Source organism: Sphingomonas sp. Leaf230, assembly GCF_001421745.1.
In the GTDB taxonomy this organism is placed as follows: Bacteria; Pseudomonadota; Alphaproteobacteria; order Sphingomonadales; family Sphingomonadaceae; genus Sphingomonas.
Window position 1 is genome coordinate 280,610 of sequence record NZ_LMKW01000009.1, and the last position, 24,025, is coordinate 304,634.

Consider the following 24,025-nt stretch of genomic DNA (forward strand, 5'->3'; position numbering starts at 1 on the left):
ACGTCGACAGGACGGGCCAACCGCGGCCGGCGAGCGATATGGTTTGAACGCCTCTCATGCGTACCGCTCCCGGCGGGGCATGCCGTGCAGTTTCGACAGCCGCACCGCGTAATCCGAAGCCATGTGCGATTTTCTCCAGAACACGCCCACGCCGCCGCCGCCCGCGGGCGCTTTCACGCCGACGATATAGCCGTGCAGCACCGGGAAGACGCAGACGCACCAGTGGTCTACCTCGTCTCCCATCCCGCGGAGGTCGACCAGTCGCGCCGATGCGGGCAGGCCATACAGCCGCTTTTCGTCGGCAGTCAGGAAAAGGCGCGGGCTGACACGGCCCATCTTCACCGGCTGCGCACGATACCACGCGTCGAGGCTGGCGGGCTTGTCGCGGTACTCGACCTCGACCGGGTTGCCCGTCGCCCTGATGCTTCGCACATGATCCCGCTCGCGTTCACGCTGTAGGTTTACGGCCGCAATCGCGCGGGTTTGCACGTGTCGCGGCTGGCGATCGGCCAGGGAGAGAACGACGCCGCTCATAGGTCCACCACGAGCATGTTTAGACCTGTCCTATGGGCGACGCGGCGAATGAACTCATTCCGTGCGCGCTTGTAGGCGGGGAGGTATTTCCGGCCCTTGCGTCCGTAGGGAATGCGTGGTTGCCAGTCGGCTTCAAGCTGCCCGTTCGTCATCTTGAATGTGACGGTAAGACCATCGCCCAACGGCATCGCCTCACTTGTCATGTTTATGGCCCGGGGGTCGCTCATGCCGCGTTCCCTTGCCAACGCACTCCGCGCTGTTCCAATTCCTCTAGCCTGTAGAGAACGAGAGAAACGGCCGCCGTCGACATGGGCATAACGCCCGACGCAATGCCATTGCCCTCGGAAACCTGCGACTTGAGATGCAGGATTGCCTTGGTTAGCCACTCCTCCGGCGATCCCAGCGTTGCCGCTAGATTGTCCAAATCAAGATGATCGAAGTGTATAGCCTGGAGTCGATCGCTCTCGCGTCCTGGGTCGATTGGGAAAGGAATGACGCGGTTCATGCTGCGCTATCCTGACGGTCTAGGACGGTAGCGCGCCACACGATCGCGTTCGCGCCCGAGACGTTGCGACGGCGCTGGCCGGTGTCGCGGATCATCCCTTTCTTAAGCAGTTCGGTGAAGCGGGGCTGGAGCGAGTAGCGAGCATAGCCGGCGATCTTGCACGTCTCGTCTACCGTGAGGCCGTCCGGGTGCGCGTACAGCACCTTGTGGACTACGGCGCGGAGGTGGTCGGCCATCGGCGCGATACCTGCGTAGGCGGCGGCGCTTGTGTCGGTGCGGTGACGGGTCATGCAGTGCCTCCATCGGCAAGAGGGGGGAGGCCGTGCCTGTCGAGCAGGATCACGAGCCAACTGCGTTGCTTTTCGGAAAGGGGGTTCGCGTCGAAAGCCACGCCGCCAAGAAATTGACCCTCGCGAGGCTTCAGCGGCACGCCAGCCGTAAGCAGGGCCATCGCGGCCTCTTGATGCTTAGCCATTCGGCACCGTGCCCGAGGCCATGCCTGCGATCAGATCGGCGCGTGAACGCGAGAGGCCCATCCGCACGAGGCATTGACGGCGGAAGGTCGAGATGCCATTTCCAGGGTCGTTGCTGGTGAGCAAATTTGTGAGGGGTCGGACTGTGGCGGTCCGGCCCTTTCGCGTCTCAGGGCCGACGCTGCCCGTGCTGGTAAGCATCCTTGGTCAAGCCACCGTGCCCTGCGCGAACGCCGTCAGATCTTCGATGTCGTAGAAACGACGACCCCCGACCATCCGCGACTTCGGCCCGATCCCCTTGCTGTGCCAATCGGCCAGCGTCTTCGGCTCGCGCCCCAAGTATGTCGCCGCACTTTTACGGTCGACCCGGCCATCGGGAAGCACGACGATTTTCGGAGTTCGGACCTCGTAGCGCTCTAATTCTCTAGCCATGACCATATCGGTTCTCCATATACGGCGAATGATTAGGTACTAAAGCGATCCCGATCGTTCTTGCAAGCTTGTTCTCCATATGCGAAGAACATAGGAACGTTCGGGCACGTTCGGGAAAGGGATTTTTTGGATGACGGACGAACCTGCGGCGGGACGGGCCCCGAAACGGCTCGCGCTGAACATGAAGGCGACGCCAGAGCTACGAGGTCGTGTGGAAGCCGCTGCAAAGGCAAGCGGTCTATCAATCGCTCAAGAAGTCGAGCGCCGACTGATAGCTTCCATGGCTGAGGACGATCGAGCAGGTGGGCTAGTTCAGGGCGACGTGTTACGCACAATGCAACTCATCATGAACGGCGCAAATAGGGCCCTTGAACGCGACTGGTGGCTTGATCCAGATGGCTGGAAGATCGTCGCCGGCGCCCTTGGGAACCTTCTCCGCCATATGGAGCCAGATCCCGTTGTAAAACCAGAACCCTTCGACGCCGCTATCATGGCGGAGCATGCCGAGCGGCATCGGGAATGGATGGAGGCGCACGTTATCCCGCTTAGAACGCGCAGGAATGAGTTAACTGAGCGGCGGCGCGAGCGGCGGCGTATGAAATTTACCGAAGCTGATGAGGCTGAGCTTGCGAGCGTGGTCGTGCAGATCCGCGAACTCATGCGAAGCGGCGGCCCTAAACCCGCATTACCGCCCAGCGAGCTGGCACAGTGGGAGGTTCAGCAGCGCCGACAGCGGCAGGTCCAACGGGCTTACGAGATCACTGTTGGCTATAGGGCACCGTTCTTCGGGGATAACTTCGAGAGCGAGTTATCAGATGGCGATTAAGTTCACTCGCCTAACTCGTCCGGCTATTCGCGCCCTAGCGATCGGCACTAAGCTGGCGGAACACGGCATCACGGCAGAGCGCCAGGCGAACGGCGACGTCCGCTATACCGTCAACATCATGGTCGATAGCCAGCGCATTCACCGCGTCGTCGGACGGGAGAGCGAGGGTGTCACGCGCGAGCAGGCAGAGCGCGCGATCGAGACGTTCCGTACCAAGGCGAGGGAGGGGCGGCTAGACCTGCCGACAGGCCGCAAGGCACACCAGCTCTTTAGCGAGGCCGCCGACGAATACATAAAGCGGCTGGAGGAGAGCGGCGGCAAAAACGTCAAGATCAAGACGCGCCAGTTCCGCATGTACCTCAAGCCTGAGTTGGGGAGGGAGCGTCTCGACAAGCTGTCCGAGTTCGGCCTGATGAAGTACCGCAAGAAACGGACGGGCAATGGAGCCAGCGAGGCCACTGTGAACCGCGAACTGGCGACCCTTTCGCACTTCCTGCGATCGGCGGCGGATTGGAAGTGGATCAAGCGGGACGACGTGCCGGTGATCCCAAAGGCCGCCGAACCACGCAAGACGATCACAATCTTGACCGACGACCAGAGTGAGGCTTTGATGCAGGGCGCGATCGGGGATCAGGACGGCCGGGTGTGGCTGTTCGTGGCGTTCGGCTTGAACGCTGCGATGCGCCACCGCGAGATCCTATCTGTCCGATATGACCAGATCGACTTCACGAATCGTCGCATCTTCATTCCCGAGGCGAAGGCCGGCGAGCGCGAGCAACCTATCACGGCGGCGCTCGCGGACGCTCTCACGAGGCAACGGAAGATGGAGGCCGATCCGGATGGCTGGGTATTCCCGACGCTAAACGCCAAGCAGGCAAAGGGCGGCCATCGCACGAACATGGCGCGGCCGTTCCTCCGTTCGGTGATTCGCGCGCAGCTCGACCCGGACAAGGTGACGCCGCATACGATGCGCCACACGGCGATAACGCGACTGGTGAAGGCTGGCGTCGACCTGCCGACGATCCAGCGTATCAGCGGGCATAAGACGCTGGCGATGGTCCTGCGCTACACGCACGTCCACGGGACGCATATCGATGCGGCAATCGACGCACTCAGCCGGCCTATTCCGAACGCAGTTACACAGAAACTACACACGCCCCTTGAGGGGCAGGCGGATAAGGGGGGTAAGATCGTCACATTAAAGCGCCGTAAATCAGCAGCTTAACAACTGGAGGCCCGACCGGGAATCGAACCCGGGTGCGAGGATTTGCAGTCCTCTACGTCACCACTCCGCCATCGGGCCCCGATTGCGTGAAGGCGGCGCAAATGCTTCGTTTTTCCGCCGCGGTCAACCGGCAGTTGCGGTCGACAACGGAATAATCTGGTTATCCTCGACTCGCACGTCGCCGCAGGCGGTGAGCGTCGCGCGCTACCGCCCCCGGCCTCGTCCCTGGCCTCGTATCGTGACTCGCACACGTCAGCGTCTTTGCTTAGGGTTAAGTTCAAGGACGTTAATGGCTTTTAGGGGCGGGCGCTTGAGGACGGACAGGATTGCGGGCGGCACGAATACGTCGGGGGTCGATGACGAGGTGTTCGCGATGCCGTCGGGCATGGCAATCCGGTATGACCGGCCCGCCGCCGCGCTCGCCGACTATATCACCGGCTATCACGTCTATCGAACCGACACGGGTAGCGAAGCGGGGCAGGTCGACTGGTTCCTGCCGGCGACCGCCAACGTGCGGATCGCGATCGATGCGGGGCCGATCGCGGTCTCGATCGGTCGGCGGACCTATGACCCGCTGCCTGCGGCCAGTCTGTTCGGGCCGACCAACCAGGCTTTGAAGGCGGTGACGCATGGCGGCGTGATGATCGGCTTCGGGATCAGCGCGCTGGGATGGGCGCGATTGTTTCGCCGATCGGCCGGCGATTTCCGCAACCGCATCGTGCCGCTGGAAGACGTGCTCGGGAAGGCCTTCACGCGCGATCTGGTAGCGGCCTTGCAGGGCGCGCCGGATGATGCCGCCGTCGCGCCGATCCTCGATGCGATGTTGCTCGCGCGGCTGGGGCCGCCGCATGCCGATGCGCCGCAGATCCGGCAGTTGATGGAGATACTCGCGACCGATGGCCCGACCGACATCGCGTCCGCCGCTGCACAACTTGACATGCCGACGCACGCGCTGCGGCGATTGTCGGTGCGCCATTTCGGGTTTCCGCCCAAGATGCTGCTGTTGCGCGCGCGGTTCCTGCGGTCGTTCGTCCGGCTGATGATGGCCGGCGGCGAGGCGGATTATACGACGATCGACCGCTCCTATTTCGATGCGTCGCATTTCCTGCGCGATTCGGCGACGTTCCTGGGAATGACCCCGCGGCGGTTCATGGCGCTGACCAAGCCGTTCCTGAAGGCCAGCCTGCGAGCGCGGAACGCAGTGCTGGGATCGCCGACGCAGGTGCTGCACGACATCGAAAAGGCGCCGGCGCGCGATGCGCAGCCGCGCGACTCGACCCGCGCGACGCAACAGCGGGTCATTTCGCGGGACGGTTCCGCGATCGGGTGCTAAGGACAGGCGCAGAGGTGTTGCCGGGATTTCTCGTGCGCCCTCGACGCCCCGTTCGCGGCATCTCGGTGTCACACGGGCGGGCGGGGCGTCTCCCGGTCCCCCGCGGGCCCGCCGCCGCCGCCCCTGTGAATCGTGGCGAAATCCGACCAACCGATGCTTGGCGTTGCCGCGCCCACGCGATAACAGACGCAACATATCCGGCCGCGCGATATCGGAGCGATCCGAAACAAGTGTATTGCGTGGCTAAAACAGTTGTGCGACAGGATGCGCCATGACGACGACGACTCTCGATACTCCTTCGCTCGCAGCCGATACCCATGAGATCGGCGGGACTACCGTGTCCATGGCTCCCGCGACCTTCGACACGATGCGTCACGCGATGGTGGCGAGCCAGTTGCGCACCAACGCGGTCAACGACCAGCGCGTCGTCGCGGCGATGGCACGCGTGCCGCGCGAGGCGTTCATGCCCGCCGACGTCCGCGCACTCGCATACCGCGACGCGACGATCCCGCTGGGACGCGGACGCTATGCCAACCTGCCGATGGCGACCGGCCGTCTGCTCACCGAAGCCTATCTGACCGCGACCGACCGGGTCCTGCTGATCGGTGCCGCGACCGGCTACACTGCGGCTGTGCTGGCCGAGATCGTCGGCTCGGTCGTCGCGGTCGAGAGCGATCCTGCCTTGCTGGCGATCGCCCGCGAGGCACTCGCCGGAACCGGTAACGTCGAACTCGTCGAGGCACCGATGCAGGACGGCCACGCCGCCGGCGCGCCCTATGACGTGCTGATCGTCGATGGGGCGATCGAGACCGTGCCCGACGCGTTGATCGCGCAGGTCAAGTCGGGTGGTCGTGTGACGGCAGGGATCGCCGAGCGCGGGCTGACCCGGCTCGCATCGGGCCGCAAGACCGATGGCGGGTTTGCGCTCTCGGCGTTCGTCGATGTCGAATGCGTGAGCCTGCCTGGCTTCGACGCCCCCAAACCCTTCCGGTTCTGAGCAGAAAGCCATGGCCCGCGCCGCACTTCTCCGCAGTCTGCTCCTGAGTGTTGCGCTGACGTATAGCGCTGCACCACTCCATGCGGAGACGCTGCGAGAGGCGCTGGTCAAGGCGTACAATACCAACCCGACGATCACGGCGCAGCGCGCTACCCTGCGCGCGACGGACGAGAACGTGCCGATCGCCCGCGCGGCGGGGCTGCCGTCGGCGAACGCGACCGGCGATCTCACCGAATTCCTCGTCACCGGCCAGAACAACTTCCTCGCGCCGCCGCGTCAGGGCGTTGCGCGAGCGAACGTGTCGGTGCCGCTGTACCAGGGCGGGCAGGTCCGCAATTCGGTTGCCGCGGCAAAGACCCGTGTCGAGGGTGGCCGCGCGACACTGCGCAGTACCGAAGCCGATCTGTTCACCAACGTCGTCGCGGCGTACATGGACGTGATCCGGGACGAGGCGATCGTTGGCTTGAACACGCAGAACGTCCGCGTCCTCGACGTCAACCTCCAGGCCAGCCGTGACCGTTTCCAGGTCGGCGACCTGACCCGCACCGACGTGGCCCAGTCCGAAGCACGCCTCGCGCTCGCCCGCGCGCAGCTTCAGTCCGCACAAGCCAATCTGATATCCAGCCGCGAAAGCTATATCCAGTTCGTCGGGACACCGCCCGGTACGCTCGATACGCCGCCGACGCTGCCGCATCTGCCCGACAGTCCGGCCTCGGCCGTGACCGTCGCGATCGACAACAACCCGGTGTTGATCGCCGCCGCCAAGGAGCGGGACGCGAGCCGCTACGATGTCGGCGTCGCCCGTGCGAGCCGGCTTCCGCAGATCAGTGCGGTCGGGGGCGCGAGCTACACCAATTATCTCGGCTCGATCGCGTCGGTGCCCGGCGGCGTCAACGGCATCCCCAACGCCAACAAGGCGGTGCAGGCCGGGCTGTCGCTGACCCTGCCGCTGTTCCAGGGCGGGCGCCCCGCCGCGCAGGTTCGCCAAGCCGAGGCGTACCAGTCGCGCGCGATCGAGAACGTCACCGCGACCGAGCGCAACGTCATCGCGCAGGCGCGCTCCGCCTTTGCCATCTGGCGCTCGTCGGAGCAGGTGATCCAGTCGTCGGAAACCGCGGTGAATGCGAACAAGCTTAGCCTCGAAGGCGTCCGCGCCGAGAACAGCGTCGGCACGCGCACGATCCTCGACATCCTCAACGCCGAGCAGGAATTGCTCAACAGCCAGGTGACTCTCGTGACCGCGCGACGCGACGCGTATGTCGCGGGCTTTGCGCTGCTGGCCGCGATGGGCCAGGCAGAGGCGCGCGACCTCGGGCTCGACGGCGGCGTGCTCTACGATCCGGTCGCGAACTACAACCGCGTCCGCCACAAGATCTGGGATTTCGGCGGCGACGGCGAGCCCGTGCCGGTCGCCACCCGCACCGCGCAGTCGCCCGCGCAGAACGCCACGGTCCAAGCGCAGTACGACCCGTTGCTCGATACGCCGGTTGACAGGAACCCCGCCTTGACGACAGGTAAGGACGCGCCGAGCCGCCAATAGGGGCGCGCGGGGCTACGGGGTTTGGGATGGTCCGGATGGGGGATGTCAACGGCGAGCCGTCGATGGAGGAAATCCTCTCGTCGATCAAACGCATCATCGCGGAAGAGGGCGATACGCCCGGCCGGTCGCGCCGGCCTGCGCGCGCGACGTCCGCGCCGGTCGATCTCGATCCCGCCTATTTCGACGGCGACCATGACGACGACGAGATCCTCGAACTGAGCGACCCCATGCCCGATCGTACGCCGCGTCCGCCCAAGTCCCCGGTGCTCAGCGCCGCCGATACCCCGCCCGAACCACGCCACGCCGCCCCGCAAATGACGCCGCCGAAGGTCGCGCCGAGTGCCAAGCCGCAGCCGGCCACCGATGCCGCAGCCGAGCCGATCGTCTCGCGCCACACTGCCGCTGCAACGCGCGCGCCGCTCGAGGCGTTGACGCGGATGATGGTAAAACCCGAGACAGGCAATGACGGTACGCTCGAGGGCCTGGTGCGCGAAATGCTCCGCCCGATGCTGCGCGAATGGATCGACGCGAACCTTCCCAACATGGTCGAGGACATGGTCTCGCGCGAAATCGCCAAGATCATGAACCAGCAGCCCTAGGCTCTCCAGTTACGGGCGCGGACGCGAGGCTGGTTTCCTCGCTTCGCGCTCGCTAAGGCTCGGCGCATGAGCGAGCTTCCCAAAACCTTCGACCCGGCCTCCATCGAATCGCGCTGGTACGCGCATTGGGAGGCGAGCGGCCAGTTCCGCCCCGACCGTCCCAACGCCGAGCCGTGGACGATCGTCAACCCGCCGCCCAACGTCACGGGCTCGCTGCACATCGGCCACGCGCTCGACAACACGCTGCAGGACATCCTCACGCGCCACGCCCGCCTGAAGGGCAAGGACGCCTTGTGGGTGGTCGGCACCGATCACGCCGGCATCGCGACGCAGATGGTGGTCGAGCGCCAGATGGGCGCGCTCAATCCCCCGCAGAAGCGCACCGACATGACGCGCGAGGAGTTCGTCGCGAAGGTCTGGGCGTGGAAGGAAGAGAGCGGCGGCGAGATCACACAGCAGCTCCGCCGGCTCGGCTGCTCGATGGACTGGGCGAACGAGCGCTTCACGATGGACGAGGGCTTCTCAAAGGCCGTCCTCAAAGTGTTCGTCGACCTGCACAAACAGGGCCTCCTCTACCGCGACAAGCGTCTCGTGAACTGGGATCCGGGCCTCGGCACCGCGATCAGCGACCTCGAGGTCGAGACGCGCGAGATCAAGGGCAGCTTCTGGCACCTGCGCTATCCGCTGGCCGACGGGTCGGGCTTCATCGAGGTCGCGACCACGCGGCCCGAGACGATGCTCGCCGACATGGCGGTGGCGGTCAATGGCGCGGATGAGCGCTATACCGCGCTGATCGGCAAGCAGGTGAAGCTGCCGATCACCGGACGCCTGATCCCGATCATCGCCGACGACCATGCTGATCCGGAGCTGGGATCTGGCGCTGTCAAAATCACGCCGGGCCACGACTTCAACGATTTCGAGGTCGGCAAGCGGGCAGGGATGGCCGCGGGGTCGATGCTCAACATGCTCGATGCGAAGGCGCGCGTCGTCCAGGTGTCCGACGGGCTGATCCCGGCCGAGCTGCTCGGGCTGACGACTGCCGAGGCACGCAAGGCCGTGGTCGCGCGGCTGAAGGACGAAGGCTTCCTGATCGCGCACGTCGACAAAGACGGCGAAGAACACGACGCCGAGCCGCGCACGATCCAGACGCCGTATGGCGACCGTTCGGGCGTAGTGATCGAGCCTTGGCTGACCGACCAATGGTATGTCGACGCAAAAACGCTCGCCCAGCCCGCGATCGAGGCGGTCCAGACCGGTGCGATCGATATCGTGCCGAAGACCTGGGAGAAGACCTTCTTCAACTGGATGGACAACATCCAGCCCTGGTGCGTCTCGCGTCAGCTTTGGTGGGGCCACCAGATCCCGGCATGGTTCGGACCCGACGGTACGCCGTATGTGGCCGAGACCGAGGCCGAAGCGCAGGCCCTCGCGGGCGAAGGCGTGACCCTGACGCGCGATCCCGACGTGCTCGACACTTGGTTCTCCTCGGCCCTCTGGCCCTTCGCCACACTCGGCTGGCCCGAGGCGGGTGCCGTTCCCTCTCCCCTCCGGGGAGAGGGAGCAGGGACAGAAGCAATTAGGCGGCCGCTACCCGAACGACGTGCTCATTTCCGGCTTCGACATCCTGTTCTTCTGGAACGCGCGGATGATGATGCAGGGGTTGCACTTCATGAAGGACGTGCCGTTCCGCACGCTCTACCTCCACGGTCTCGTCCGCGCGGCGGACGGCGCGAAGATGTCGAAGTCGAAGGGCAACGTCGTCAACCCGCTCGGGTTGATCGACACCTACGGCGCCGACGCGCTGCGCTTCTTCATGGCGGCGATGGAAAGCCAGGGCCGCGACATCAAGATGGATGAAAAGCGCGTCGAGGGCTATCGCAACTTCGCCACCAAGCTCTGGAACGCCGCCCGGTTCGCACAGGCCAACGGCATCGTCGCCAGCACGACGCTGGAGGCACCGCGCGCGGACCTCGCCGTCAACAAGTGGATCATCGCCGAGACGATCGCGACCGTCCAGACGGTCGACCTCGCGCTCGCCGACTACCGCTTCGACGGCGCCGCGAACGCGATATACCAGTTCGCGTGGAGCCGCTTCTGCGACTGGTATCTCGAACTGATCAAGCCGCAGATGGTCGGCGACGAACGCGGCGTCATCGATGATGAATCGAAGGCGGTAGCAGGCTGGGTGCTCGACCAGATCCTGGTGCTGCTGCACCCGTTCATGCCGTTCATCACCGAAGAACTCTGGCACGCGATGGGCCCTCGCGATCACGACCTGATCGTCGCGAAATGGCCAATGGCGGACGCGCGCGCGCTCGATCCCGAGGCGAGCAAGGAAGTCGACTGGCTGATCCGTCTGGTTCAGGAAATCCGCACCGCGCGTAACGAACTGAACGTGCCGCCGGGCGCGCGCCTGCCGCTCCACGTCCGCGATGCTAATGCGTCGACCTTGGCGCGACTCGAACGCCAGGCCCCGGCGCTCGCGCGTCTCGCCCGCGTCACGCACGCCGAAGGCGAAGCCACCGGCGGCGCGGCGCAGGTCGTGGTCGACGAAGCAACGTTCGTCCTTCCCCTCGAAGGCGTCATCGATCTCGATTCCGAACGCGCCCGCCTGACCAAGGCGATCGCGGCGGCGGAAAAGGAGCGCGACGCACTGTCGGGTCGCTTGGGCAACGCCAGCTTCGTCGAACGCGCCAAGCCCGAAGCGGTGGAAAAGGCGAAGGCCGACCACGCGGACAAGGCTGCCGAGGCTGCGCGACTGCAGGCGGCACTCGGACGCCTGGGCTGACCTGCTCCCCTCCCGCTTGCGGGAGGGGCTGGGGGAGGGACGTGCCCCACGAGGCCGGACGCCAGTACGTACGTCGCGCCCTCCCCCGACCCCTCCCGCAAGCGGGAGGGGAATGTGTGGCGTACTGCCGTCTCACACAAACCAAACCCGTCACCCCAGCGAAAGCTGGGGTATCCCAGTGATTAACCACATCGGCCACCCGATAACCTGGATACCCCAGCTTTCGCTGGGGTGACGGTTTGAGGCGGGGTGTCTCTGCCGTGCAGAGTATCCGACCCCCTTCTTGTTCTCCCGCGAAGGCGGGAGCCCAGACTGGGTCCCCGCCTTCGCGGGGAAACATAGCGCACTAGGTTCGGAGCGGGGGACCTACCAGCTTGTCCCGACGTTCACTCCGCGGCTAGGCGTGCGACAGATAGGGGCGCGTGTGTTCATCCGGTTGATGCCGGACCGGGTCCGGCATGACGGAGTGACTGTGTGAGCGATCTGCAATCCGATCGGCAGCGTGGTGGCGCCCCCGACTTTTCCAATACCAGTCCCCCCGATCGCCCCCGCGGTAAGCCGGGCCAGCGCGACCTCACTGCCGGTCACATCGGCCGCACGCTGCTTGCGTTCGCGCTACCGACGCTCGGCTCGAACATCCTGCAATCGCTCAACGGCTCGATCAACGCGATCTGGGTCGGACGGTATCTCGGCGAGGGCGCGCTCGCCGCGACCTCGAACGCCAACATCATCATGTTCCTAACCTTCGGCGCGGTATTCGGGTTCGGCATGGCAGCGACGATCCTGGTCGGCCAGAGCTTCGGCCGCCACGATCTGGAAGGCGCACGCCGCGCGTTCGGCTCCGCGGTCGGTCTGGTCCTCGGTGGGGCGATCGTCATCGCCGCGCTCGGCTGGGTGTTCGCGCCCGAAATCCTCCACCTGCTCGCCACCCCCGGCGACGCGATGCCGCTCGCGCTCGCGTACCTCCGTGTCATCTTCCTCGGGCTGCCCGCGTCGATGATGATGGTGCTGCTGATGATGGGCCTGCGCGGCACCGGCGATTCGATGACGCCGCTCTGGTTCATGCTGCTCAGCGCGATCCTCGACAGCGGGCTAAACCCGCTGTTGATCGCCGGCATCGGCCCGTTCCCGCAGATGGGCATTGCCGGCTCGGCGATGGCGACTTTGGTCGCGAGCCACGTCTCGCTGCTCGGGCTGATCGTCTATATCTACCGGCGCGACCTGCCGCTGAGGCTGCGCGGCAACGAACTCCGCTACCTCATCCCCGAGCGCGCGCTGACCGGGACGATCGTGCGGAAAGGCCTGCCGATGGGCGCTCAGATGCTGGTCATGTCGACCGCCGGCCTCGCGATGGTCGGGCTGGTCAACCGGCTCGGCGTGGATACCGCGGCGGCATACGCCGTGTCGCAGCAGCTCTGGACCTATATCCAGATGCCCGCGCTGGCGATCGGCGCCGCGGTGAGTTCGATGGCGGCACAGAATATCGGCGCGGGCCGCTGGGACCGGGTTGGCGACATCACGAAGTACGGCCTACTCTTCAACGTCGCGCTGACCGGGGCGATGGTCGGGGTCGTCATTCTGTTCGACCGCCCGGTGATGACGTTGTTCATCGGCAGCGACAGCGCGGCACTGCCGATCGCGCGGCATATCCAGCTGATCGCGAGCTGGAACTTCATCCTGTTCGGCATGACGATGGTGCTGTTCTCGACCGTCCGCGCGAACGGCGCGGTGATCGCGCCGCTGATCGCGCTGATCGTCGCGCTGTATCCAGTGCGGATCGGCTTCGCGCTGCTCGCGAAACCGTGGCTCGGTGCGGATGCGTTGTGGTGGAGCTTCCCGCTCGGATCGCTAGTGACGCTGGCGATCGCGGCGTGGTATTATCGCTACGGCAACTGGCGAAAGGGTGCGCTAGTGGTGCCCGACGACAGCGAGGAACAGGCGCACGGCATGAGCGAGCCGGGCGGGCGGTTGCAGCCTACTGGGTGAGATGCTCGACCTTAACTACCACCCCGGCGAAGGCCGGGGCCCAATTGGGAAACGACGGTGGCAGAGGCCAGCGCATCGTTACTACGACCTTTCCAATTGGGCCCCGGCCTTCGCCGGGGTGGTGCACTCAATGGTGGTTGTCGAAGGGGCCTACCGCAGCCGTTTCACGAACGAACGGCCACCTTCGCGACGCTCATGCTGGAAGTTCGGAATCGTCTCGATCAGGTCCGACAACCGGTTGAAGCCGTAATTGCGCGCATCGAAGCTCGACCGATTGCCCGCCAGCTGGCCAAGTTCGGCGACGCTGGCATAGCCCTTCTCGTCGCGCTTCACCGCATTGTACGCGTCGATCAGCAGCTTGATCACCTGCTCGTCGATCGGCTGCGCGGTCTTCGGCCGGGCGACCGGCGCCGGCGTAGCGGGCTTCTCGCCAGCCACCGGAGCAGGCGCGGGCACCTGCATCGGCTGCGACGTCTCGTTTAGCGCGCCAACGTCGATGAACCGCGTGCACGCCTGCCGAAATCCCTCAGGCGTGCGGCTCGTCCCGAAGCCGTACACCGGGATGCCGTCCTGGCGGATGCGCGTCGCAAGCGGCATGAAATCGCTGTCCGACGACATGATCCCGAAGCCGTCGATGCGCCCGCGGAACAGCAGGTCCATCGCGTCGATCGTCATCTTCATGTCGGTCGCGTTCTTGCCCTTGGTCAGGTCGAACTGCTGCTGCGGCTCGATGCCGTGCTTGATCGACATGTCGCTCCACGCCTTCAGCGCGGGCTTCGACCAGTTGCCATAGACCCGCCGGACGTTGACCGTGCCGAGCTCGGCAAGGACGGTCAGCACCGGGTCGAGGGTCGACGCGGACGCATTGTCCGCGTCGATCAGGAGAGCGACGTTGCGCGTTGTGGTATCGATCATGCGCGCAAGGTTAGCCCCGCCCGCGCTGCGCGTCCACGCTCCACACACCGCCACCGGCTGCGGCGAGGTACAGGAACACGAAGCAGTAGAGCACCGCCGCCTCGCCGCCATTGGCGATCGGGAAGGGGCCCTTCGGCATGTGCGCCATGAAATACGCGACCGCGGACATGCCCGACAGCACGAACGCGACCGGCCGCGTGAACAGGCCGACGATCAACAGCCCGCCGCCAACGACTTCGAGCACGCCGGCAACCGTCAGCAACGGGTTCATCGGCATCGGGAAGGGCGGCAGGCCGAAGAATTTCGAGATGCCGTGGCTGAAGAACACCAGCGCGACGACGATGCGCATGACGCTGAGCAGACGGGCGGACCAGGTGGCGGGTATCGGCATGGGGAATCCTCGAATGTCGTTGCGTGGGCGAAACGTCACACGGGGGCGGCGCGAGGTCAATTCACGTGAATCGAAACGGATCGTTGACGGGCAACTCACCATCCTCCCCCGCTAGGGGGAGGTGGCACCGCAGGTGACGGAGGGGGAGGGCACGGAACACCGGTTTTCTCTTACCTCCCCCTCCGTCTGGCAAGCCAGCCACCTCCCCCTAGCGGGGGAGGATCGCAACGTCAGGGGTAGGAGATCGTGATCACCTCGTATTCGCGCTCCCCAGCGGGTAAATCTACGCGTCGCACATCACCGATCGCAGCGCCGCGCAAGGCACGTGCGAACGGCGAGTTCCAGCCGATCCGCCCGTTGCTCGCGTCGGTCTCGTCGTCGCCGACCAAGGTCAGGACCCGCTCGACGTCATCCTCGTCGGCAACCGTCACGCACGCGCCGAACCAGACGCGCGAGCGGTCTTCCTGCGCGGCGGGGTCGACGACCTTGGCCACCTTCATCCGCTTCGACAACCAGCCGAGACGGCGATCGATCTCGCGCAGGCGCTTGCGGCCGTAGATATAGTCGCCGTTCTCGGACCGGTCGCCGTTGCCTGCCGCCCACGAGATGACCTCGACCAGGGCGGGGCGTTCGGTCGACAGGAGTTGCTCGTATTCGGTGCGAAGTACGGCGTAGCCGGAGGGGGTTATGTAGTTGGGGCGGTCCATCTCAAAGTCCGTCATGCCGGGCTCGTTCCGGCATCCACCGTTCCGCACGCTCCAAGGCGTTTGAGTATGCGGTGGTGTGGACCCCGGAACAAGTCCGGGGTGACGGGGAGCGTAGGGATGGGGGTGAACCCTGCGCTTCCTCGCCATGTTCTCCCGCGAAGGCGGGAGCCCAGTCTGGGCTCCCGCCTTCGCGGGAGAACAATCTCAACCCGGCCGGTTCTTCCCCAGATACCACGACAACCGCGCCGCCCCCCGGCTCTTCGCCCGCGCGGGGTTCATCAGGTCGTACACCACCGCATTCTCCAGCACGCGCTGCACATAGTTGCGCGTCTCCTGGTACGGGATCGCCTCGACCCAATCGACCATGTCGACAGCGCCCGTCCGCGGATCGCCGTTCGCGCGGAGCCATTTGTTCACGTTGCCGCCGCCCGCATTATACGCCGCCACCGCGAGCGGATAACTGCCGTAATTGGCGTAGACCCGCTGGAAATAACTGGAGCCCAGCATGATCGACATGTTCGGATCCGTCGTCAGCGCCGCCTGGTTGTACGCAAGCCCAATCTTCCCCGACTGCTCGCGCGCGGTCGCCGGCATCAGCTGCATCAGCCCGCGCGCGCCGGCGTGGCTCACCGCAGCCCGATCGAACTGGCTCTCCTGCCGCGAGATCGCATGGATGATCGTCCAGTTGTCTTCATACCCCGCCGGCACCGCGACCATCGGAAAGCCCACCGCGGAATAATCGCTCAGCCCATTCGCCAGCGCGCTCCGCCCGACCATCACGCCCAGGTCCGGCCGGTTGATGCTCTTCGACAGTTCGGCGGCGAGCAGGTGATCGGTGTCGGTCGTCGCATCCGCCGCGATCTGGCGGACGAACGCGGTCTGGTCCTGCCAGTCGCCGATCTGGCCGAGGAACTTCACCGCCCGCACCGTCTCGCGCCGATCGAATGCCGCGCGCGTCGCCGGATCGATCGCCACCGAAGCGACCGACGGCGGCGCGACCAGCGCACGCCCGGTACGCTCGTTGGCCAGCTGCCCGTAATATTGATCGCGATACCCGGCCGCCTGGCCGTAGAACGCGGCCGCCTGAGGCGCCAACCCGGCCGCCTCCGCCGCACGCCCCGCCCAATAATACCCCTTCGACCGCACCTGCGGCGAGCGCGAGCCGCGCGCGTACCGGTCGAACAGCGTCATCGCATCCGCCGGCCGGCCGAGCTGCTTCATCGCTACCCGTCCACCGAGCCAGGCGAGATTGGTATATTCGTCGCGCTCGGCGTAGGATTTTGCCGCGATGTCCGCGCCATACGGATACGCATCGTCGATCTGCCGCGCGATGTCGTAGGCGACCTGGTATTGCCCGTCGTTCGCCGCGCCATTGGCGTTGGTAACGAGCACCTCGTACCACTCGGCGGCATTGCCCGGCCGCGTCACCAGCGACCGAGGCCGCGCCAGCCACGCGCGCGCCGACGGGCTCGCCCCCGAATTGCGCAACCACTGCGCCCGGTCCGCGACATACCCCGCGTCGTTCGCATACAAGGTCTGCGTCGAGGCCGAGATATCCGACGCGTTCGGCGCATTCGTCCGGAACGCCAGCCGTGCCTCGAAGATCGGCCGCCGCGCCGCACTCGTCCACACCAATTGCCGCTGCGCCGCGCCGGTCTGGCCCGCCCACAACAGTGCATCCATCCGCGCGTCCTGATCGTCCGGCGTCAGCGCACCCGGAAAGCCCGACACGACCATCGCCTCGTCGGTCGGCGTCAGTCCGCTGCTCCGCCACGCCGTCCGCACCGCCGCATAAGCCTGATCCCGCGCGCCCGTCGCCTGCAACGCCCGCGCATACGCGACACCGCCCGACGCGGACTGCGGCGGGTAACGACGGAAAAACGCGACGACGCTCATCGGCGATCCGGTCGCCGCCTTGCGCTCCGCCGCACGCCGGTTGGCCGTCTCGTTCGGCCAGCCCGGATGCGCCATCAGGAAGCCCGCATAGCTGTCGAACGGCAGCGCATCGGTCTGCTGCAACGCCCGCCACTGCGCGATGGTCGAGGCGATCGCGCCATCCGTCGCCATCGGCTGTGCGTTGGGCCCCATATTGGCCAGCTGCGTACTGTAGCGATCCAGCGTCTGCTGCCCGCCTCCCGACGCGGCGACCGTCCCCGCCACGACTGCAAGGAGAAGGCTCGTTTTAAACATCGATGCTACCATGTGGACAGCATACGCCCCGAACCCGTATCTGTCCTGAACGAAATCCGGATTTTGCAAGACATCCGGCGCAACAGGACCGCAGGCCACCGCATGTTTTCAGGATCTATTCCGGCGCTCGTCACGCCGTTCGCCGCCGACGGCAGCTTCGACGAACCCGCCTATCGCGACTTCATCGAATGGCAGATCGTCGAGGGCTCGTCGGGGCTGGTCGCGTGCGGGACGACCGGCGAAGCGGCGACCTTGTCGTACGACGAGCATTTCCACGTCGTCCGCGTCTGCGTCGACCAGGCGAGGGGCCGCGTCCCCGTCATCGCCGGCGCGGGCTCGAACGACACGCGTGTCGCATCGGCCAATTTGCGCGCCGCGAAAGAGGCTGGTGCAGATGCCGCGCTGATGGTGCCGCCCTATTACAACCGGCCGGGGCAGGAGGGCATCTTCCGCCATTTCGAAGCGCTCGCCGCGACGACGCCGCTGCCGATCATCCTCTACAACGTCCCCGCGCGGACGGTAACGGACATCCAGCCAGCGACCTTGGCGCGGATCGTCGCAGCGTTCCCGCACGTGTTCGTCGGGGTGAAGGATGCCAGCGGCGTGCTCGCCCGCGTCTCTCAGCACCGCGCGTCGTGCGGGCCGGATTTCTGCCAGCTGTCGGGCAACGACGACATGGCGCTGGCCTTCAACGTCATGGGCGGCACCGGCTGCATTTCGGTAACCGCCAATGTCGCGCCGAAGCTCTGCGCGGAGTTCCAGGCGGCGTGCCAGGCGGGGGATTTCGTCAAGGCGCTGGCGTATCAGGATAAGCTCTATCCGTTGCACGAGGCGCTGTTCACCGACGCGTCGCCCGGCCCGGTCAAGTACGCGATGACGAAGGTGCGGGCTGGCTTCCCGGAGACGCTTCGCCTGCCGATGACCCCCGCCGGAGAGGCCTCGCGTGCGGCCGTCGACGCGGCGCTGGAGCACGCGCGCCTAGTCTGAGCCGGGATCACGATCCTCCCCCGCCAGGGGGAGGTGGCTGGCGCTTGCCAGACGGAGGGGGAGGGAAGGGGTAACTTCGGTGGTGAGGTCCTCCCCCTCCGTCACCTTCGGTGCCACCTCCCCCTGGCGGGGGAGGATCCAGAAGAGGGCGTCAAGAAACGTAACGCTGCGCTTCCCCTAAGCCTCGCGACCTCCTACATCGCGCGTCCCATGGCACGTCCCAAACCCCCGACCTTCGAGAAGACCAAGATCGTCGCCGAGAACCGGCGCGCGCGGTATGATTATTATATCGAGCAGGTGTTCGAGGCAGGCATCGCGCTCACCGGCACCGAGGTGAAGGCGCTGCGCGGCGGCGAGGGATCGATCGCCGAGGCCTATGCCGAGGTGAAGGGCAAGAACGTCGTCCTGGTGAACTCGAACATCCCCGAATTCAGCCACGGCAACCGGTTCAACCACGAGCCCAAGCGGCCGCGCAAATTGCTGCTCCACGAGCGCGAGATCAACAAGATGTTCGGGGCGGTCGCGCGCCAGGGCATGACGCTCGTGCCGCTGATGATCTACTTCAATTCGAAGGGTCGCGCGAAGATCGAACTGGCGCTCGCCAAGGGCAAGCAGAACCATGACAAGCGCGATTCGGTGAAGGAACAGGACTGGAAGCGCGAGCAGGGCCGGATCATGCGGGATCGCGGATAGGCTGTGCCCAAGACGCCGGGCAGTATCTTCGGGCGCCTCGCGGCGTGGTCGCATCGCAATCTGCCGACTCGCGAATCGATGGAAAAGAACCGTCTCCTTCGCCCGGTCGCGCACCGTGTGCTCGCGCCCGAACTCTGGCGCTTCACCCGCCGCTCGGTCCCGCGTGGCGTCGCGCTGGGGATGGTCGCGGGCATCCTGATCCCGGTTGCGCAGACGCCCGTCGCGGCGATCTTCGCGCTGCCGTTCCGCGCCAACGTGCCGACCGCTGCGCTCACCACCTTCATCACCAACCCGCTGACGACGCCGCCGCTCTGGATCGCGGCCTATTGGATCGGCTCGTCCTTGCTGCGGCTCGACGCGCACGTCCCCGGCCAGCCCGTCGCCGACGCCGCGGCGCGCACCGAATGGATTCCGTGGCTGATGCAGGCGGGACCCGCCACCGCGCTTGGCCTGCTGGTCATCACGGTCGTCTGTTCGGTCGGCGGCTATGCGCTCAGCGCGCTCGGCTGGCGACTATGGATCGCGCGCAAGTGGCGCAATCGCCACGACAATCGCCACGGTAATGTTTCGTAACATTTGACACCGGTTGGAATTGACGGACCGTCCTATCGGCGTAGAACACATCGCATCCTGAAGATCTTTCTCCGAGGTTCTTGATGCGTAAGTCGATTGTTACCGTGATCCTGCTCGCGTCCGCCGCATCGGCTTTCGCCCAAACGAACACCCCGTCGCCGACCCTCGCCAAGGCTGCCAAGGGCCCCGTCGCCGCCAAGGACGCCAACAAGCCGCAGATCGGCGATTTCGGCTTCGACATGGCGGGCCGCGATACCGACGTGACGCCGGGCACCGACTTCTTCGATTACGCGAACGGCGGCTGGGTGAAGACCACGCCGATCCCCGCCGATCGCTCGTCTTACGGCATGTTCCACGTCCTCCAGGACCTGTCGCTCGAACGCACCCGCACGATCCTCGACGTCTCCGCCAAGACTCCCGGCGACAAGGTCGGTGATTTCTACTCGAGCTTCATGGACGAGGCCGCGGTCAACGCGAAGGGCGCGACGCCCGTCAAGCCGATGCTCGCGGCGCTGAAGGCGACCAAGGACAAGACCGCGCTCGTCACCGAGATTGCCAAGCTCCAGCGCATGGGCGTCGGCGGCCTCGTCGGCGTCGGCGTGCAACAGGACGACAAGGACCCGACCACCTATGTCGTGAGCCTCGGCCAGAGCGGCATCGGCCTCCCCGATCGCGATTACTACCTCAAGGACGACGCGAAGCTCGCAACTATCCGCACAGCGTACCAGGCGTATCTCACACGGATGCTGACGCTCGCCGGCGAGCCCAACGCCGCCGCCCGCGCCGCCGCCGTCTTCAATATGGAAAAGGGCCTCGCGACCGCGCACTGGACCCGGATCGAGAGCCGCGACGCCGACAAGACCTACAACAAATGGACCGCCGCCGACTTCGCCGCGAAGGCGCCGGGCTTCCCGTGGGCGCAGTACATGACCGCGATGGGCGTCGCCGGCCGTCCGTTCTATCTCGTAGCACAGCCGAGCGCGGTGACCGGCGAGGCGAAGGTGTTCGCCGACACGCCGATCAATGTCCTGCAGGACTATGCGATGCTCAAGGTGCTGCGTTCGTACGCGCCGTACCTCTCGAGCGATTTCGACAAGACCAACTTCGCCTTCTACGGCACCACGCTGTCGGGCACGCCCGAGCAGCAGGTCCGCTGGAAGCGCGGCGTTTCGACCGTGTCGGGCGCGATGGGCGAGGCGATCGGCCAGCAGTACGTGGCGAAGTATTTCCCGCCCGCGTCGAAGGCCGCGGCGGACGATCTCGTCAAGAACGTCATCGCCGCGATGGGCGAGCGTCTCCGGAACCTCGAATGGATGGCGCCCGAGACCAAGACCAAGGCGCTCGCCAAGCTTGCCGCCTTCACGCCGAAGATCGGTTACCCCGACAAGTGGCGCGATTATTCCGCGCTCCAGATCCAGCGCGGCGATCTCGTCGGTAACGTGTCGCGCGCCAACGCGTTCGAATACGACCGCGACCTCAGGAAGCTGGGCCAGCCGATCGATCGGGCTGAGTGGTTCATGACGCCGATGACGATCAACGCCTACGCCAACCCGACGATGAACGAGGTCGTCTTCCCGGCCGCGATCCTGCAACCCCCGTTCTTCGATCCGAAGGCGGACCCGGCGGTCAATTACGGCGGCATCGGCGCGGTGATCGGTCACGAGATCAGCCATCACTTCGACGATCAAGGCCGCAAATACGACCTCAACGGCAAGCTCACCGACTGGTGGACGCCGCAGGACGTCGCGCGCTTCAAGGTCTTCACCGACGCGCTCGTGAAGCAGTACGACGCGTACGAACCGCTCCCCGGCCAGCACATCCAGGGCGGCCTTACGCTCGGCGAGAACATCGCCGACTTGGCGGGCCTCACGGTGGCGTACGACGCGTACCACAAGTCGCTCGGCGGCAAGCCCGCGCCGATCATCGACGGCACGACCGGTGACCAGCGCTTCTACTATGGCTGGGCCGGCGTCTGGCGCACCAAGTTCCGCGACGCCGCGCTCCAGCAGACGTTGCTGTCCGACCCGCATTCGCCGGGCCACCAGCGCGTCCTGACGGTCCGCAACCTCGACCCCTGGTACGCCGCATTTGGCGCCAAGCCCGGCGAGAAGAGCTACCTCGCCCCCGCCAACCGCGTCCGTATCTGGTAACTACGACCTCCTACCGTTCTCCCGCGAAAGCGGGAGCCCAGGGTCACGAAAGACGCCGTGTGTGACCCTGGGCCCCTGCTTTCGCAGGGGAACGGAATCTTGTTTGACTAAGCTTCTCCCGGAGAACCCCATGAAGTCCTTCATCGTCGCCGGCCTACTCGCCGCAACCGCCATCACCGGCGTCACCGCCGCCATCTCGCAAACCTCCGAACCAACCACTCCCGCAGCCGCCTCCACCGGTGCGCAATACGGGACGTTCGGCTTCGACGAGAAGGGCATGGACAAGACCGTCCAGCCCGGCGACGACTTCTACACCTTCGCCAACGGCAACTGGTCCAAGAACACCCCGATCCCAGCCGACAAGTCGAACTACGGCTCGTTCAATCTCCTGTCCGACCTGTCCGAGACGCGCACCCGCGGCATCCTCGATACCGCCGCCAAGGACCCGAACTCGAAGATCGGCCGCGCGTACGCGACGTTCCTCGATACCGGCACCATCGAAGGCAAGGGCCTCGCCCCGATCAAGCCGTGGCTCTCCAAGATCGCCGCGCTGAACGACCGCGCAGGCTATCCCGCCCTCCTCGCCGAAGCCGACCGCGCCGGGATCGGCGGCCCGTTCGGCGGTGGCGTGGGCCAGGACGACAAGCTGCCCGAGCAATACGCGCTTTCGCTCGGCCAGTCCGGCCTCGGTCTCCCCGACCGGGATTACTATCTCAGCACCGACGCGAAGCTGGTCGAGGCGCGCAACGCCTACCGCGCGCACATCGTCAAGATGCTGACCCTCGCCGGCGAACCCAATGCCGAGGCCCGCGCGACCGCGCTGCTCGCGTTCGAGACCGAGATCGCCAAGGTCAGCTGGACCCGCGTCGATAGCCGCGACGCCACCAAGACGTACAACAAGATGACCGTCGCCGATCTCGCCAAGCGCGCACCAGGCTTCGATTTCGCCGCGTATTTCAAGGGCATCGGCACGCCCGTCCCGACCGTCATCGTCGCGCAGCCCTCCGCGATCACCGGCATCGCCAAGCTCGTCTCGACCGCGCCGATCGGCGTGCTCAAGGACCAGCTGATCCTCCGCTCGCTCGACGGTTACGCCGACGTCCTCCCCAAGGCGTTCGACGCCGAGCAGTTCGCGTTCTACGGCACCGTCCTCGGCGGCACCCCCGAGCAGGAAGCCCGCTGGAAGCGCGGCGTCCAGTTCACCTCCGGCGCGCTCGATGACGAGGTCAGCAAGCTCTACGTCGCACAGTATTTCCCGCCCGAGACGAAGGCCGCAGCCGACAAGCTCGTCAAGAACGTGCTCGCCGCGATGGGCCGACGGATCGACAAGCTCGAATGGATGGCGCCCGAGACCAAGGTCAAGGCGCACGCCAAGCTCGCCGCCTTCACCCCGAAGATCGGCTATCCCAGTCAGTGGAAGGATTTCTCGGGGCTGACGATCACGTCGGGCGATGCATTCGGCAACGAATGGCGCGCGAACGAATGGCAGCACCAGGACAATATCTCCAAGCTCGGCAAGCCCTTGCAGCGCTGGGAATGGGGCATGACGCCGATGACGGTGAACGCCTACGCCAATTTCGGCATGGTCGAGATCGTCTTCCCCGCGGCGATCCTGCAGCCGCCGTTCTTCGATCCGAAGGCGGATGACGCGGTCAATTACGGCGGCATCGGCGCGGTGATCGGTCACGAACTGAGCCATCATTTCGACGACCAGGGCTCGAAGTACGATGCCAAGGGCCAGCTCACCGACTGGTGGACGGCCAAGGACATCGCCGGCTTCAAGGCGCTCACCGGCAAGCTCGGCGCGCAGTATGACGCGTACGAACCGCTGCCCGGCATGCACGTGAAGGGCCAGCTGACGATGGGCGAGAACATCGCCGATCTCGCCGGCCTCACTGTCGCGTACGACGCGTACCACACGGCGCTCGGCGGCAAGACCGCGCCGGTCCTCGACGGTTTCACCGGCGACCAGCGCTTCTATCTCGGCTGGGCGCAGGTGTGGCGTCGCAACTACCGCGAAGCCAATCTCCGCAACCGCTTGCTGACCGATCCTCACTCGCCGTCGCAGCAGCGCGCGTGGGTCGTGCGGAATCTCGACCCCTGGTACGCGGCATACAAGCCGACGCCCGGGCAGAAGCTGTACCTGACCCCGGAACAGCGCGTTCGGATCTGGTAAGGGTT

Annotated in this window: 22 protein-coding genes, 1 tRNA gene and 1 pseudogene; 13 read left to right on the plus strand and 11 right to left on the minus strand. The window is 65.8% G+C overall.

What is annotated here, in order from left to right:
• Positions 1-54 precede the first annotated feature (54 nt).
• From ASE82_RS10355 to ASE82_RS10380, 6 genes are all read right to left on the minus strand, one after another.
• Positions 55-534 (minus strand): hypothetical protein, encoded by a 480-nt coding sequence (locus tag ASE82_RS10355; RefSeq protein WP_056062531.1) that lies wholly within the window; start codon positions 532-534, stop codon positions 55-57.
• Positions 531-761: a hypothetical protein gene (locus tag ASE82_RS10360; RefSeq protein ID WP_056062532.1), complete on the minus strand. Its 231-nt coding sequence runs from the start codon at positions 759-761 to the stop codon at positions 531-533. The genes ASE82_RS10355 and ASE82_RS10360 overlap by 4 nt, the downstream gene beginning before the upstream one ends.
• Complete coding sequence (locus ASE82_RS10365; protein ID WP_056062535.1) at positions 758-1,039, minus strand: hypothetical protein; 282 nt, start codon at positions 1,037-1,039, stop codon at positions 758-760. The genes ASE82_RS10360 and ASE82_RS10365 overlap by 4 nt, the downstream gene beginning before the upstream one ends.
• Positions 1,036-1,329, minus strand: coding sequence for a hypothetical protein (locus ASE82_RS10370; protein ID WP_056062537.1), 294 nt, complete (start codon positions 1,327-1,329; stop codon positions 1,036-1,038). Before ASE82_RS10370 ends, ASE82_RS10365 begins: the two co-directional genes overlap by 4 nt.
• The gene (locus ASE82_RS10375; protein WP_235524655.1) at positions 1,326-1,490 is read right to left on the minus strand and encodes a hypothetical protein; all 165 of its coding nucleotides are present in this window, start codon (positions 1,488-1,490) and stop codon (positions 1,326-1,328) included. Before ASE82_RS10375 ends, ASE82_RS10370 begins: the two co-directional genes overlap by 4 nt.
• A 229-nt stretch (positions 1,491-1,719) precedes the next feature.
• Complete coding sequence (locus ASE82_RS10380; RefSeq protein ID WP_056063355.1) at positions 1,720-1,944, minus strand: hypothetical protein; 225 nt, start codon at positions 1,942-1,944, stop codon at positions 1,720-1,722.
• Positions 1,945-2,074: 130 nt separating this feature from the next.
• Here ASE82_RS10380 and ASE82_RS19465 point away from each other — a divergent pair, with 130 nt between their 5' ends.
• Together ASE82_RS19465 and ASE82_RS10395 are read left to right on the plus strand one after the other, a co-directional pair.
• Entirely contained in the window at positions 2,075-2,770 is a 696-nt protein-coding gene (locus ASE82_RS19465) for a hypothetical protein (protein WP_156348864.1), read from the plus strand.
• A gap of 118 nt (positions 2,771-2,888) precedes the next feature.
• Positions 2,889-3,995: a tyrosine-type recombinase/integrase gene (locus ASE82_RS10395; RefSeq protein ID WP_235524656.1), complete on the plus strand. Its 1,107-nt coding sequence runs from the start codon at positions 2,889-2,891 to the stop codon at positions 3,993-3,995.
• 4 nt (positions 3,996-3,999) lie between these two features.
• Here the strand turns inward: ASE82_RS10395 and ASE82_RS10400 are convergent.
• Positions 4,000-4,073: transfer RNA gene (locus tag ASE82_RS10400), tRNA-Cys, on the minus strand.
• A 232-nt stretch (positions 4,074-4,305) separates the two neighbouring features.
• Between ASE82_RS10400 and ASE82_RS10405 the strand changes: the two genes are divergently transcribed.
• From ASE82_RS10405 to ASE82_RS10430, 6 genes and pseudogenes are all read left to right on the plus strand, one after another.
• A complete protein-coding gene (locus ASE82_RS10405) occupies positions 4,306-5,328 on the plus strand; it encodes a helix-turn-helix domain-containing protein (protein WP_156348865.1) in 1,023 nt (340 codons plus the stop codon).
• Between the two features lie 343 nt (positions 5,329-5,671).
• Positions 5,672-6,325, plus strand: coding sequence for a protein-L-isoaspartate O-methyltransferase family protein (locus ASE82_RS10410; RefSeq protein WP_056063358.1), 654 nt, complete (start codon positions 5,672-5,674; stop codon positions 6,323-6,325).
• A gap of 10 nt (positions 6,326-6,335) precedes the next feature.
• On the plus strand, positions 6,336-7,865 hold the full coding sequence (locus ASE82_RS10415; protein WP_056062554.1) for a TolC family outer membrane protein: 1,530 nt from the start codon (positions 6,336-6,338) through the stop codon (positions 7,863-7,865).
• Positions 7,866-7,900: 35 nt separating this feature from the next.
• Positions 7,901-8,464 (plus strand): DUF2497 domain-containing protein, encoded by a 564-nt coding sequence (locus ASE82_RS10420; protein ID WP_200910709.1) that lies wholly within the window; start codon positions 7,901-7,903, stop codon positions 8,462-8,464.
• 66 nt (positions 8,465-8,530) lie between these two features.
• A pseudogene (locus ASE82_RS20065) lies at positions 8,531-11,252 on the plus strand (valine--tRNA ligase).
• Between the two features lie 474 nt (positions 11,253-11,726).
• A complete protein-coding gene (locus ASE82_RS10430; RefSeq protein WP_443025084.1) occupies positions 11,727-13,238 on the plus strand; it encodes an MATE family efflux transporter in 1,512 nt (503 codons plus the stop codon).
• Positions 13,239-13,388: 150 nt separating this feature from the next.
• Here the strand turns inward: ASE82_RS10430 and ASE82_RS10435 are convergent, their stop codons facing one another.
• The 4 genes from ASE82_RS10435 to ASE82_RS10450 form a co-directional block, all read right to left on the minus strand.
• Positions 13,389-14,153 (minus strand): NYN domain-containing protein, encoded by a 765-nt coding sequence (locus ASE82_RS10435; RefSeq protein ID WP_056062557.1) that lies wholly within the window; start codon positions 14,151-14,153, stop codon positions 13,389-13,391.
• Between the two features lie 10 nt (positions 14,154-14,163).
• Positions 14,164-14,544 (minus strand): DoxX family protein, encoded by a 381-nt coding sequence (locus ASE82_RS10440; RefSeq protein ID WP_056062560.1) that lies wholly within the window; start codon positions 14,542-14,544, stop codon positions 14,164-14,166.
• Positions 14,545-14,774: 230 nt separating this feature from the next.
• Complete coding sequence (gene greB / locus ASE82_RS10445; protein ID WP_056063367.1) at positions 14,775-15,251, minus strand: transcription elongation factor GreB; 477 nt, start codon at positions 15,249-15,251, stop codon at positions 14,775-14,777.
• A 204-nt stretch (positions 15,252-15,455) separates the two neighbouring features.
• A complete protein-coding gene (locus ASE82_RS10450; protein WP_443025086.1) occupies positions 15,456-17,441 on the minus strand; it encodes a lytic transglycosylase domain-containing protein in 1,986 nt (661 codons plus the stop codon).
• 102 nt (positions 17,442-17,543) lie between these two features.
• Here ASE82_RS10450 and dapA point away from each other — a divergent pair, with 102 nt between their 5' ends.
• The 5 genes from dapA to ASE82_RS10475 all read left to right on the plus strand — a co-directional run bounded on the left by dapA (position 17,544) and on the right by ASE82_RS10475 (position 24,020).
• The gene (gene dapA, locus ASE82_RS10455; RefSeq protein ID WP_056063370.1) at positions 17,544-18,428 is read left to right on the plus strand and encodes a 4-hydroxy-tetrahydrodipicolinate synthase; all 885 of its coding nucleotides are present in this window, start codon (positions 17,544-17,546) and stop codon (positions 18,426-18,428) included.
• 210 nt (positions 18,429-18,638) lie between these two features.
• On the plus strand, positions 18,639-19,121 hold the full coding sequence (gene smpB / locus ASE82_RS10460; protein WP_055879372.1) for an SsrA-binding protein SmpB: 483 nt from the start codon (positions 18,639-18,641) through the stop codon (positions 19,119-19,121).
• Between the two features lie 78 nt (positions 19,122-19,199).
• Positions 19,200-19,694 carry a DUF2062 domain-containing protein gene (locus ASE82_RS10465; RefSeq protein ID WP_056063371.1) on the plus strand — a complete coding sequence of 165 codons (495 nt, stop codon included), beginning with the start codon at positions 19,200-19,202 and terminating at the stop codon, positions 19,692-19,694.
• Between the two features lie 83 nt (positions 19,695-19,777).
• Complete coding sequence (locus ASE82_RS10470; RefSeq protein ID WP_056062567.1) at positions 19,778-21,844, plus strand: M13 family metallopeptidase; 2,067 nt, start codon at positions 19,778-19,780, stop codon at positions 21,842-21,844.
• Between the two features lie 130 nt (positions 21,845-21,974).
• Positions 21,975-24,020, plus strand: coding sequence for a M13 family metallopeptidase (locus ASE82_RS10475; protein WP_056062570.1), 2,046 nt, complete (start codon positions 21,975-21,977; stop codon positions 24,018-24,020).
• Positions 24,021-24,025: the final 5 nt, after the last annotated feature.